General features: G+C 47.3%; 12 protein-coding genes. 10 read left to right on the forward strand and 2 right to left on the reverse strand.

Annotated elements, in window-relative coordinates:
* Window positions 1-116: 116 nt before the first annotated feature.
* The 10 genes from KFV11_RS05045 to glnA all read left to right on the forward strand — a co-directional run bounded on the left by KFV11_RS05045 (window position 117) and on the right by glnA (window position 10,783).
* The gene (locus KFV11_RS05045; protein WP_254250503.1) at window positions 117-935 is read left to right on the forward strand and encodes an MIP/aquaporin family protein; all 819 of its coding nucleotides are present in this window, start codon (window positions 117-119) and stop codon (window positions 933-935) included.
* Between the two features lie 13 nt (window positions 936-948).
* Window positions 949-2,448, forward strand: coding sequence for a glycerol kinase GlpK (glpK, locus tag KFV11_RS05050; RefSeq protein ID WP_149458808.1), 1,500 nt, complete (start codon window positions 949-951; stop codon window positions 2,446-2,448).
* Window positions 2,449-2,573: 125 nt separating this feature from the next.
* On the forward strand, window positions 2,574-4,250 hold the full coding sequence (locus KFV11_RS05055) for a glycerol-3-phosphate dehydrogenase/oxidase (protein WP_254250504.1): 1,677 nt from the start codon (window positions 2,574-2,576) through the stop codon (window positions 4,248-4,250).
* A gap of 83 nt (window positions 4,251-4,333) precedes the next feature.
* Window positions 4,334-5,236 (forward strand): alpha/beta fold hydrolase, encoded by a 903-nt coding sequence (locus KFV11_RS05060; protein WP_254250505.1) that lies wholly within the window; start codon window positions 4,334-4,336, stop codon window positions 5,234-5,236.
* Window positions 5,220-6,158 (forward strand): tRNA (adenosine(37)-N6)-dimethylallyltransferase MiaA, encoded by a 939-nt coding sequence (miaA, locus tag KFV11_RS05065; RefSeq protein WP_436970225.1) that lies wholly within the window; start codon window positions 5,220-5,222, stop codon window positions 6,156-6,158. Before KFV11_RS05060 ends, miaA begins: the two co-directional genes overlap by 17 nt.
* Window positions 6,155-6,349 carry an RNA chaperone Hfq gene (hfq, locus tag KFV11_RS05070; RefSeq protein WP_149458804.1) on the forward strand — a complete coding sequence of 65 codons (195 nt, stop codon included), beginning with the start codon at window positions 6,155-6,157 and terminating at the stop codon, window positions 6,347-6,349. The genes miaA and hfq overlap by 4 nt, the downstream gene beginning before the upstream one ends.
* Window positions 6,350-6,428: 79 nt before the next feature.
* The gene (gene hflX / locus KFV11_RS05075; RefSeq protein WP_254250507.1) at window positions 6,429-7,712 is read left to right on the forward strand and encodes a GTPase HflX; all 1,284 of its coding nucleotides are present in this window, start codon (window positions 6,429-6,431) and stop codon (window positions 7,710-7,712) included.
* Window positions 7,705-8,952: a methionine gamma-lyase family protein gene (locus KFV11_RS05080; protein WP_149458802.1), complete on the forward strand. Its 1,248-nt coding sequence runs from the start codon at window positions 7,705-7,707 to the stop codon at window positions 8,950-8,952. Before hflX ends, KFV11_RS05080 begins: the two co-directional genes overlap by 8 nt.
* A gap of 111 nt (window positions 8,953-9,063) precedes the next feature.
* Window positions 9,064-9,429 (forward strand): MerR family transcriptional regulator, encoded by a 366-nt coding sequence (locus tag KFV11_RS05085; protein ID WP_254250508.1) that lies wholly within the window; start codon window positions 9,064-9,066, stop codon window positions 9,427-9,429.
* Window positions 9,430-9,445: 16 nt separating this feature from the next.
* Window positions 9,446-10,783: a type I glutamate--ammonia ligase gene (gene glnA, locus KFV11_RS05090; RefSeq protein WP_254250509.1), complete on the forward strand. Its 1,338-nt coding sequence runs from the start codon at window positions 9,446-9,448 to the stop codon at window positions 10,781-10,783.
* A gap of 108 nt (window positions 10,784-10,891) precedes the next feature.
* On the opposite strand, the gene KFV11_RS05095 is transcribed toward glnA, so the two are convergent.
* Together KFV11_RS05095 and KFV11_RS05100 are read right to left on the reverse strand one after the other, a co-directional pair.
* Window positions 10,892-12,052 (reverse strand): site-specific integrase, encoded by a 1,161-nt coding sequence (locus tag KFV11_RS05095; RefSeq protein ID WP_254250510.1) that lies wholly within the window; start codon window positions 12,050-12,052, stop codon window positions 10,892-10,894.
* Window positions 12,053-12,116: 64 nt separating this feature from the next.
* The gene (locus tag KFV11_RS05100; RefSeq protein ID WP_254250511.1) at window positions 12,117-12,590 is read right to left on the reverse strand and encodes an Ltp family lipoprotein; all 474 of its coding nucleotides are present in this window, start codon (window positions 12,588-12,590) and stop codon (window positions 12,117-12,119) included.
* Window positions 12,591-12,606: the final 16 nt, after the last annotated feature.

A 12,606-nucleotide genomic window follows, 5' to 3' on the forward strand; every position in this document is an offset into this window, starting at 1 on the left:
TAACATGAGGTTAAGTTAATAAATCGGACGAGACTTGAGACCATTATTTTTAATCTATTGATTATGAATAGTGGTTTTTCCTGTTTATTGGCATACTATATGAAGGAGTAGATGAGATGAGTGAATTTTTAGCTGAATTAGTAGGCACGGCCATTTTGATTCTTTTCGGCGGCGGAGTTGTTGCGAACGTCAATCTAAAAGGCGCCCTTGGAAAAGGCAGTGACTGGATTGTTGTAGCAGTCGGCTGGGGGCTTGCAGTTGTCATGGGTGTGTATGCCGTCGGGCAGATCACAAGCGCTCATTTGAATCCTGCAGTGACGATCGGACTTGCTGTCGACGGTGCGTTTCCGTGGAGTAAAGTGCCGATGTATATTCTCGCGCAGATGATTGGAGCGTTTATCGGTGCAGTGCTTGTCTGGATTCATTATATGCCGCATTTTGCTGACGAAGAAGATCCGGGAGCGAAGCTTGGTGTATTTTCTACAGGTCCTGTCTATCCGAACTTTGTCGCCAACTTTATTTCTGAGATTCTTGGGACAATGATTCTGATGATGGGTCTGCTGTTCATCGGTGCCAACAAGTTCACGGATGGTTTGAATCCTATAATTGTCGGGGCATTGATTATTGCGATTGGTCTTAGTCTTGGTGGAACGACAGGTTATGCGATCAACCCTGCCCGTGACCTTGGTCCGCGTATTGCGCATGCACTGCTGCCGATTCCGAATAAAGGCTTCTCAAACTGGAAATATGCGATTGTGCCGGTGCTCGGTCCGATTGCCGGCAGTATGCTTGGTGCCACGCTTTATCATCTGCTGTTCAAGGGTGAGATTAATTTGATAGGATGGGTATCGTTAGTAGTGACACTGCTGACACTGCTGCTCGGTGTCTTGTTGAACAAAGCAGTGCTTAAAGGCGAAGAAGCCAAATTAATGTAGGAGGAGATTATGGATGGAGAAATATATTTTATCAATTGACCAGGGAACAACAAGCACTCGGGCGATGATTTTTGACAAGGAAGGTCAGGTCGTCGGCGTCTCACAGAGAGAGTTCAAGCAGTATTTTCCGCAGTCAGGATGGGTGGAGCATGATGCCAACGAGATCTGGTCAACGACACTTGCGGTGCTCGCTTCCGTACTGACCGAATCGAACATCAATGCCAGCCAGATTGCCGGCATCGGTATTACGAATCAGCGTGAAACCGCAGTCGTCTGGGATAAGACGACAGACCGTCCGATCTACCATGCCATTGTCTGGCAGTCCCGTCAGACGCAGGACATCTGTAACGACTTGAAAGAACAGGGGCTGGAGCAGGAGTTCCGCGATAAGACAGGACTGCTGCTTGATCCTTATTTCTCCGGCACAAAAGTCAAATGGATTCTTGACAATGTTGAAGGCGCACGGGAAAAAGCGGAGCGCGGCGATCTGTTATTCGGGACGATAGACACATGGCTTGTCTGGAAATTGACAGGCGGTGCGATTCACGTCACGGACTATACGAATGCGAGCCGGACATTAATGTACAATATCTATGAGCTGAAGTGGGATGAGCAGCTGCTTGAGTATTTGACCGTGCCTAAATCCATGCTGCCTGAAGTGAAACCGTCTAGTGAAGTCTATGGTCATACTGTGAAGCATCATTTCTTCGGTCAGGAAGTACCCGTCGCAGGGATCGCCGGTGACCAGCAGGCAGCCTTGTTCGGTCAGTCCTGCTTCACAGCGGGTCAGGCAAAAAATACGTACGGCACAGGCTGCTTCATGCTGATGCATACAGGTGAGAAAGCAGTGAAATCTGACAGCGGTCTGCTGACAACGCTTGCCTGCGGTATCGACGGTAAAGTGTTCTATGCACTTGAAGGTTCAATCTTTGTAGCAGGCAGTGCGATACAATGGCTGCGTGACGGGCTGCGCATGTTCAACGATTCCGCGAAATCCGAGGACTACGCTGTTCGTGTTCAATCGACTGAAGGGGTGTATGTCGTCCCTGCCTTTGTCGGTCTCGGTACACCGTACTGGGATTCTGAAGCACGCGGTGCAGTATTCGGCATTACGCGCGGCACAGAGAAAGAGCACTTCATCCGTGCAACGCTTGAGTCACTCGCCTACCAGACGCGTGACGTCCTGGATGCGATGGAGAAAGACTCAGGCATTCAGCTTAAGAATTTACGGGTGGACGGTGGCGCTGTTAAAAACAACTTCCTCATGCAGTTCCAGTCCGATATTATGGATGTGCCGGTCCAGCGTCCTGAAGTCAATGAAACGACTGCACTTGGTGCCGCATATCTTGCCGGACTTGCAGTCGGTTTCTGGGAATCTAAAGATGAGATTGAAACACGCTGGAAGCTTGACCGTGAGTTCACACCAGAGATGGACAGCGAATCTCGTGAACAGCTGTACTCAGGATGGCAGCAGGCCGTCAAAGCGACACAAGTGTTCAAACCGAAACGCTAAGCATAATATTAGAACATCTGACATTATTATGTTATAGTTAATACAAGTTAATAATTAAGCAGAGAAATGAGACTTTGAATACATTATATGTAGGCAGAGTCTCAATTTTTTTAGGGGGAAATTATATGTTATTCTCAAGTTTAAATCGTGGACAGATTATTTCTAAAATGAATCGTACAGAATATGATCTAGTAGTCATCGGCGGTGGTATCACCGGTGCCGGTATCGCTCTCGATGCTTCCCAGCGCGGCATGAAAGTGGCTCTCGTTGAGATGCAGGACTTTGCAGCAGGAACGAGTTCGAGATCGACTAAACTGGTCCACGGCGGACTGCGCTATTTGAAGCAGCTGCAGATCGGTGTGGTCGCTGAGACAGGGAAAGAGCGTGCGATTGTCTATGAAAATGGACCGCACGTTACAACGCCTGAATTCATGCTGCTGCCGATGCATAAAGGCGGCACGTTCGGACCGCTGACAACATCCATCGCGCTGAAAGTTTATGATTTTCTGGCAGACGTCAAAAAAGAAGAGACAAGAAAAATGCTGTCAGTCAAAGAAACGATAGCACGGGAACCGCTCGTTAAGCAGGACGGTCTGCGGGGCGGCGGCTACTATGTGGAATACCGCACAGATGATGCACGTCTGACGATTGAAGTCATGAAACGTGCCGCGGAATACGGTGCTGACATCATCAACTATACAAAGGCGGCAGGATTTGTCTATGACCGTGATGAGCAGGTGATCGGAATCAATGCTGATGACTTGATCGGCGGCCATAAATTCGAAGTTCTCGCGAAAAAGGTCGTCAATGCCTCCGGCCCGTGGGTAGATGAAGTGCGCGGCGGTGACTATTCTAAAAATAACAAGCAGCTGAGACTGACTAAAGGGGTCCATCTAGTCTTCGACAGCAGTGTCTTCCCGTTGAAACAGGCAGTCTATTTCGATACAGAGCAAGACAAGCGGATGATCTTTGCGATTCCACGGGACGGCAAGACGTATGTAGGTACGACCGATACGTTCTATAATAACAAGAAGACAGCGCCGCTGGTCACTAAAGAAGACAGGGATTACTTGCTGGCAGCCATCAACTACATGTTCCCGACAGTCAATGTGACAGACAAAGACATTGAATCAACATGGGCAGGTATCCGTCCGCTCATTCTTGAGGAAGGTAAAGATCCTTCTGAAATCTCCCGTAAAGATGAAATATGGGAAGGCGATTCTGGGCTGCTCACTATTGCCGGCGGTAAGCTGACAGGCTACCGTCACATGGCCGAAGAGATTGTGGACTTAGTGGCAGAACGTCTGAAAGAGCAGTACGGCATGAAGTTCCCGGCGTCTCAGACGAAGCATACACCGATTTCCGGTGGAGATGTCGGCGGGTCTAAAGGGTTTAAAGAATATAAGGCGGATATGATGAACAATAACCCGGCGCTCGGCTTGTCAGCAGAAGAGCAGCTGCAGCTTATAAATCGCTACGGCTCTAATGCGCCGCAATTGTTCAGTATCGCCCACGCCAGCCTGGATGATGAAGTGAATGGTCTGCCGTTAGTGCTATACAGCGAACTTGTCTACAGCATCCAAAATGAGATGGTCTACAAACCGGCTGACTTCTTCGTCCGGAGAACCGGGGCACTGTACTTTGATATCAGAACGGTATACAACTATAAAGAAGCAGTCATCGAAACGATGACCAGACTGCTCAATTACACGGACGCTGAGCAGCAGCAGTACAGTCTCGAGCTCGATGAACTGATCAGAGAAGCAGTTGAACCATCTTTTCAAGTGTCAGTTGAGAAATAATTAAGTCATTACCACCTTATACCTTGATTGGGGTATGAGGTGTTTTTTGTTGTATAATATAATAATAAAAGGTGGGATGACAGATGAAGGAATATACGATGTCGATGCGTGACAATCAGAAGTTGGAAGTCGCCGTGTTTGAACCGGCCGCTCCAATCGGAACGATACAAGTGCTGCACGGCATGGCTGAGCATATGGCCCGTTATTATAAGATCGGTGAGTACTTTGAGGCGCTGGGCTACAAAGTCATTATGCACAATCATATGGGACACGGCAAAACGATTGACCAGGAAGCGCGAGGTCATTTTGAACACATCGAGACGCTGGCCCGCCATGCTGAAGAAGTGCTGGAGTCTCTTGTCGTTCCAGACAAACCGGTCATTCTGATCGGACATTCGATGGGGTCAATGATCGCCAGACAATATGTGATCTTGTTCCCCGACTTATTTGATGCCTTAGTGCTGAGCGGCACAAGTTACTATGACAGCCGCCATCAAGTGTCGCTGCAGGCATTGAACGCATTGATGCTCGTCTTCGGCAAGAAGGCAAAACTGCGTCGGATTAACCAGATGACGCTGAAGCAGTTCAACAAGAAGATTAAACCGCTGAAGACTGAAAGCGACTGGCTGAGCCGCAATGTCGATAACGTGAAAAGCTTCATCGATGACCCGCACACCGGATTTGACATGTCACTGAATGCGCTTGCGGAAATACTGCGGGCGATGAAGCGGACGCAGAAGAAGAAAGAAATGAAGAAAATGAATCATGAGATGCCGGTGCTGCTTGTGTCAGGAGAAGAAGATGCGTTCTCGAACTACGGCAAGGGAATCAAGAAGCTCGGCAAGGACTATAAGAGCGTCGGCATGAAGCACGTCAGAGTGCAGCTTTATACACAGTCGCGCCACGAAGTGCTGTTCGAATCGAATCAGGACGAAGTGCTCGACAGAATACTACTATGGATAAAAGGAATTGTCAGAGATGAATGAACAGATCAAACTAGTCGTCATCGTCGGTCCTACAGCGGTCGGCAAGACGGCGCTCAGCATTGAACTTGCAAAACGAATCGGCGGGGAAATCATAAGCGGTGATGCTATTCAAGTGTACCGCGGTATGGATATCGGTTCCGCCAAGATCACATCGGAAGAGATGGACGGCGTTCCCCATCATTTAATCGATATTTTAGAGCCGGACGAGCAGTATTCTGCCGCTCAGTTCAAGGAGATGGCTGTCCCGCTGATCGAAGCGATTCACGCCCGCGGCCACATACCGATGATTGTCGGAGGCACAGGGCTCTATATTCAGTCCGTGCTGTATGATTATCAGTATCAGGAAGAAGATGCTCAAGAGAGCGGCCGCCTGCTTGAGCAGTATGAGCACTATTCAAACGAGTCATTATTTGCGGAACTATGCGACCGCGACCCCGCAGCCAGTGAGACAATTCATCCGAATAACAGGCAGCGTATGCTCCGCGCCCTTATATTTAACCGCCTGCATAATCAATCGATTACGACTCAATCGAAAAGTCAGACAATTCACGCTAAATATGATACGCTGTTAGTAGGATTAACGATGCCGCGTGAAGTGCTGTACGACCGGATCAATCGTCGTGTGGACATGATGATGGCGCAGGGACTGACCGACGAAGTAGCGCGGCTGATGGCAGCAGGCTACAGCGATGCGAGAAGCATGACAGCGATCGGCTACAAAGAACTCATGCCTTACATCAGAAGTGACTTATCACAACAAGAAGCAGTGGAGCAGTTAAAGCAGAATTCCAGGCGGTTTGCCAAACGGCAGCTCACATGGTTCAGAAATCAGATGTCTCTTGACTGGTACGATATGACGGCAATATCCATGGCTGACATGGTTGACATATTGACGACTAAACTAAAAGGGGAATCTTTATGACACAACATAATCTGCAGGACGCGTTCTTGGATAAATATAAGAACGAAGGCACAGAGCTGACTGTATTCTTACTCAACGGGTTTCAGATGAAAGGGACTGTACTCGACTTTGACAAATATGTCATTCTCATTAAAGTCGGGGATAAACAGAATTTAATCTACAAGCATGCTATCAGTACGTTTGTAGAATAATGAATCATCAGGACAGGTGCAGCTGCGCCTGTTTTTTTTGGTCATTTTCCGTTACACTGTAACAAAGGACGTGAAAGCCATGAATGAAACAAAGAAAGAGCAAGAGCGCGTTGTTATATTCGCTGTGCAATTGAAGTCAATGGATGATTTCCAGTTCCAGGAGTCGCTGGCAGAGACAGTGTCACTCAGTGAGACGGCAGGTCTTGAAGTGGCCGGCACCTATGTACAGAACAGAGAGCGTTCAGACGCTAAGACGTATCTCGGTAAAGGGCGCATTGAAGAAGTCATGGAGCAGGTTGAACGCGAAGATATTACGTTTGATGTCGTCATCGTCAATGATGAACTGACAACGAGCCAGTCCCGGCATTTATCTGATCTGTTTGATACCAAGATTATCGACCGCACGCAGCTGATTCTCGATATTTTTGCCCAGCGTGCGAAATCCCGTGAAGGTCAGCTGCAGGTGGAACTTGCACAGAATGAATACTTGCTGCCACGGCTTTCCGGCCACGGTGTCAGTCTGTCGCGTCTCGGCGGCGGGATCGGAACGCGGGGGCCTGGTGAGACGAAGCTTGAGACGAACCGCCGGCATATCCGCTCCCGTATTCATGACATTAAAGGGCAGCTGGAAGAAATCAAGGCGCATCGTCAGCGCTACCGCGAGCAGCGCAAAAAAAGCCAGGTGTATCAAGTGGCGCTTGTCGGTTATACGAACGCCGGTAAGTCATCCTGGTTCAATCAGCTGACGCAGAGTGAGACATACGAAGAGAACTTATTGTTCGCAACGCTTGATCCCAAATCCAAAGTGATGCAGATCAATGAAGGCTTCAAAGTGATTTTGTCGGATACTGTCGGTTTTATCCAGCAGCTGCCGACGCATTTGATTGAAGCGTTCAGCTCAACGCTTGAAGAGGCGAAGTATGCAGACATCCTGATCCATGTCGTCGACCGCAGCCATCCGAACTATGAAGGTCATATTAAGACGGTGAATAACCTGCTGTCATCTCTTGATATGGCGGCGATACCGACTGTGACGCTGCTGAATAAGAGTGACCTTGTAACAGAAGAAATGCAGGAGGAGACGCATGATACTCTTGTCGTCTCTTCTAGAAACCAGGAAGATATCGGCCGGGTGAAACAGTTCGTGTCACGGTTCATCCAGCGGCAGATGACACCGTATCACTTTAACGTCGATTCTGACCAGGGACGGGCCATCAGTCAGCTGAAAGAGGAGACGATGGTGACGGCCATAGATTACGACGAAGCACGCGATGTATACCGTATGACCGGTTTTGAACGTCCCGGCAGCGGGACAGTCAGCAGAATAATGAAGACAGAAAAGAGCGAAACAACAGATGAATGAACAACTGCAGCAATTAATTACAGCAACAGATGAACAGGTGAGACCCGTTCATGCACAAATAGAAGCACGTGCTTTAATCAATCAGAAGAAAGTGCTGGCTGCGTTCCGTGACCAGCGGATATCAGAGAATGACCTCATCGGCACATTCGGCTACGGCTATGATGATACGGGACGCGACCAGCTGGAGGCATTATACGCGAGAGTCTTCAAGGCTGAAGATGCGATTGTCCGGCCGCAGGTCATCTCAGGCACGCATGCCATTACGCTTGCGCTATCCAGCCAGCTGAAGCACGGGGATGAACTGCTCTATATTACAGGGGAGCCTTATGATACACTGCTTGAAGTGATCGGGGTGAACGGCAACGGCATCGGCTCGTTAATCGAGAACGGTGTCAGCTACCGCACGGTTCCGCTGGCAGACGGGCGCATCGATATTCAAGCTGTACTCCAGGCCGTCAGCCCCGAGACGAAGGTCATCGCAATCCAGCGCTCAAAAGGCTATGCCAGCAGACCGTCCATCATGATCGCTGAAATAGAAGCGGCATGCCGGGCGATTAAAGCGCAGTTTCCGGACAAAATTATTTTCGTTGATAACTGCTACGGCGAATTTGTGGAGACGCGTGAGCCGGTTGAAGCGGGGGCAGATCTTATCGCAGGATCACTCATTAAAAATCCCGGGGGCGGTATATGCAAGATCGGCGGCTATATCGCCGGGAACAAAGCGCTGATTGAGCGTATCGGCTACCGGTTGACTGCGCCGGGCATCGGCAAAGAAGCAGGGGCATCACTGTACAGCCTGCACGAGATGTATCAGGGCTTCTTCTTAAGCCCGCACGTCGTCAGCCAGAGCTTAAAAGGCGCGGTCTTCACGGCGGCGCTGCTGACCCGGCTCGGCATGCAGACGACACCGGAATTTGATGCTGAGCGGACAGATTTAATCCAGGCCGTGACGTTCAACGATCCTGACAAGATGATCACGTTCTGCCAGGCGATACAGGCAGCGAGCCCGATCAATGCTCAGTTCGCACCGATGCCTGCCTACATGCCGGGTTATGAAGATGATGTGATCATGGCAGCGGGGACATTCATTCAAGGGGCATCCATTGAACTGACAGCGGACGGTCCGCTCCGTGCACCATACGAAGCCTATGTGCAGGGCGGGCTGACGTACGAGCATGTCAAACTTGCGATTATCCAGGCGGTGGAGACGATGCAGCAGAAAGGAATCATCGAACTGTAATCATTAATATAGAAATATGCGGCACTCCATGTGAGGTTTTCTCACATGGATTTGTTTTAATCAAAAAACTATGATAAATTAGCATTAAGTTCTTAACAGGGAGGCGGTTTGATGTCGTCAGATGCGGTAAGACGAAACATGGCTGTCTTTCCGATTAGTGTCGTTATGAAGCTCACTGAACTATCAGCGAGACAGATCAGATACTATGAAGAGCAGAACTTGATCACCCCCGCACGGACAGCCGGCAATCAGCGTCTGTTCTCGATGAATGAACTGGACCAGCTGCTTGAGATTAAAGTGCTGCTTGAAAAAGGTTTCAACATGAAAGCCATCAAGCAGTTCATCGCAGATAAGGAGTCTCAGCATTCCTCAGAAGAGAAACGCGTGCGCGAGCGTCTGTACAAAGATATTTTCATAAAACCGAATGCCACAGAAGTACCATTAAACCGTGGAGATTTATCAAGATTCTATAAATAAACCTTTGGAGGCTCACATGGCTAAATTTACAAGAGAAGATATTATCAGATTTGCAGAGGAAGAGAACGTCCGTTACTTACGGCTACAGTTCACTGACATTTTAGGGACAATCAAAAACGTTGAGATTCCGATCAGCCAGCTGAAAAAAGCGCTGGACAATGAAATGATGTTTGATGGTTCATCCATCGAAGGATTCGTCCGTATCGAAGAGTCAGATATGAAATTATATCCGGACTTAGATACTTGGGTGATTTTCCCGTGGACTTCTGATAAAGGCAAAGTGGCACGTTTAATCTGTGACATCTACAAGCCGGATGGTACACCGTTCGACGGTGACCCGCGTGCCAACTTAAAACGTGTCCTGGCAGAAATGAGAGAACTCGGCTTCACTGATTTCAACTTAGGACCTGAGCCTGAATTCTTCCTGTTTAAATTAGACGAAAAAGGCGAGCCGACGTTGGAACTGAACGACAATGGCGGTTACTTTGACTTAGCACCGACTGATCTGGGTGAAAACTGCCGTCGTGATATTGTGCTGGAACTTGAAGACATGGGCTTTGAAATCGAAGCATCACACCATGAAGTCGCACCAGGACAGCACGAAATCGACTTTAAATATGCAGATGCAGTCGCAGCATGTGACAACATCCAGACGTTCAAACTCGTTGTCAAAACGATTGCGCGTAAGCACAACCTGCATGCGACATTCATGCCGAAACCATTGTTCGGTGTCAACGGTTCAGGAATGCACTTCAACGTCTCTCTGTTCAAAGGGCCGAAAGACAATGCATTCTATGATCCAAAAGGTGAGATGGAGCTGTCAGATGATGCGCGTCACTTCATCGCAGGTATCGTGAAAAATGCCCGTGGTTTCACTGCAGTATGTAACCCGCTTGTAAACTCATACAAACGTCTAGTACCTGGTTACGAAGCACCTTGTTACGTTGCGTGGAGCGGCCAGAACCGTTCACCACTTGTCCGTATTCCGGCATCACGCGGCCTGTCTACTCGTGTAGAAGTACGCTCAGTAGACCCGGCAGCAAACCCGTACATGGCGCTTGCGACTATTTTACAGGCAGGTCTTGACGGTATTAAGAACAAGCTGGAAGTACCAGCACCAGTGAACGAAAACATTTATGAAATGAACCGCGAGCAGCGTGAAGCAGTCGGCGTACAGGACTTACCATCTACGCTTTACACAGCAATCAAAGCGATGCGCGAAAACCCGATCATGAAAGATGCGTTAGGCGAGCACATCTACCGCCAGTTCATCAACTCAAAATCTATTGAGTGGGATATGTATAGAACCCAAGTGTCAGAATGGGAACGCGATCAATACATGAAGCAGTATTAATAGAGTTTAGCCTTAGAGCGATGTCGCTTTAAGGCTTTTTTATTTTGAGTCCATTCATCATAAAAATACAAAAATAATAAGAGATGGACTCATTCTGGACTCAATGGTTTAGAAAACATTCTTTATATACTGGTTAAATGCGTCCATTCCTTCTTCTTTCATAGCAGGCGTCACATGGCTGTATACTCTCTCAGTCATTTCCATTGATTGATGGCCCAGTCTATCCTGGATCACTTTCATTGGGACACCAGCTTCAAGTAATAGGGTAGCGTGAGTGTGCCTTAATTTATGGACAGATAACTGTGACCCTAATATTTTATTGCTGCAGTAAATCATTGAGTTATGAATGGAGGACCTAGATATTGGCTGCCCGTAATCATCTACAAAGATGAAATTATATTTGTTACTGTAGAGTGATTGATTGATAATCTTATTTGCATTGTGCAGCTGCAGCATCTTAAACAATTCATTGCTCAGTGATTGAGTGATATAGACGTTGCGATGGTGTTTTGTTTTAGTCGGTCCTAACATGTCGCGTTTCTGGTCGTAAGACTTTGTGACGTGAATAGTGTTGTTCGCTCTATCGATATCCTGAAACGTCAACGCACAGGCTTCACCGACACGTAAACCAGTCTCAATAATCAGACGGAATAAAAAGTAATGATACACGTTACGGCGCTTAACGTCTGCCAGAAACGGCTCTATCTTATCATGCGGGATGTACTCAGCATTTTTCTTTTCATCGATAATCTTATACTCAATCATTTCAGCAGGATTAAAAGTAATGTAGCCATCATAACGAGCGCGTTCCATCACCCTATACATTAGTGAGTTAGTCTTTTTGATAGTCGATAAACTAAACTCATGCTCAAATAATTGATTGATAATGCCTTGATGCATCGTACCAGTAACCTTATCTAGTTTAATATTCTCATCATACAACTGAATCTCTGAACGCTCTTTAGTTGTTTTATCGTATTTAACAATCTTGAATAATCGTTTCTTGCTCCAGCGGTCTATATCCGTGCTGGCTACGCTGACTTTGCCGACTCTATAAGTTTCAATATACTGATCAATGTAATCATAGAGAGTAGGTACTGATTGCATAATGATGTTCTTATCCAGGTCAGCCTCAATTCTTGCTGCAGTTTTCTTTGCTTCTGCCATTGTTTTAATACCAGTTTCAGTAATCGCTTTACGTTTTCCTTCTTCATCTTTATAGTACACACGCACCCGGTAACCTTTGCCGTGTTTATCGATACTAGCCATAATATCAGTCCTTTCCTGAAAATAAGTGTAAAAAAAGAAGGGTATACGAAATACCCCCATGTATTTACTTTAAGTTATCAACTGCATACTGTGCTTCTTCTTCTGTAAACGCATCAAATTGTGATGTCAGCTGCTGTTTAACAGCATCAATCGACATGTTCTGAGTTTCAGCATACTGCTTAGCTTTTTCAAGTGCATTCTTTTTATAGTCTGCTTTGAGATTATCTACTGCCCACTGGGCATCTTCAGGCTTAAACTGATCAGCTTGAGACGTCAGCTGATTGTAGATGCCTTTCTTACTCATATACATCGTATCAGAGTATTGCTTTGCTTTATTCAGTGCTTTCTCAGCTTCGCCATTTGGAGCCTTTGGTTCTGATGTAGCTTTGTCAGCTGTTTCTTTCGCTTTATCGCCTGCTTGTTTAGCAGTATCTTCGACTTTTTTTCCAACATCTTTAGTAGCATCTTCAGCTTGTCCACAAGCAGCAAGTAATAAAGACGATGCAATCAGTGTTCCACTCAACATTTTAAAATTCATTTTCCAATCCCCTTTA

It is taken from the genome of Macrococcus equipercicus, from assembly GCF_024205945.1.
Lineage (GTDB): Bacteria > Bacillota > Bacilli > Staphylococcales > Staphylococcaceae > Macrococcus > Macrococcus equipercicus.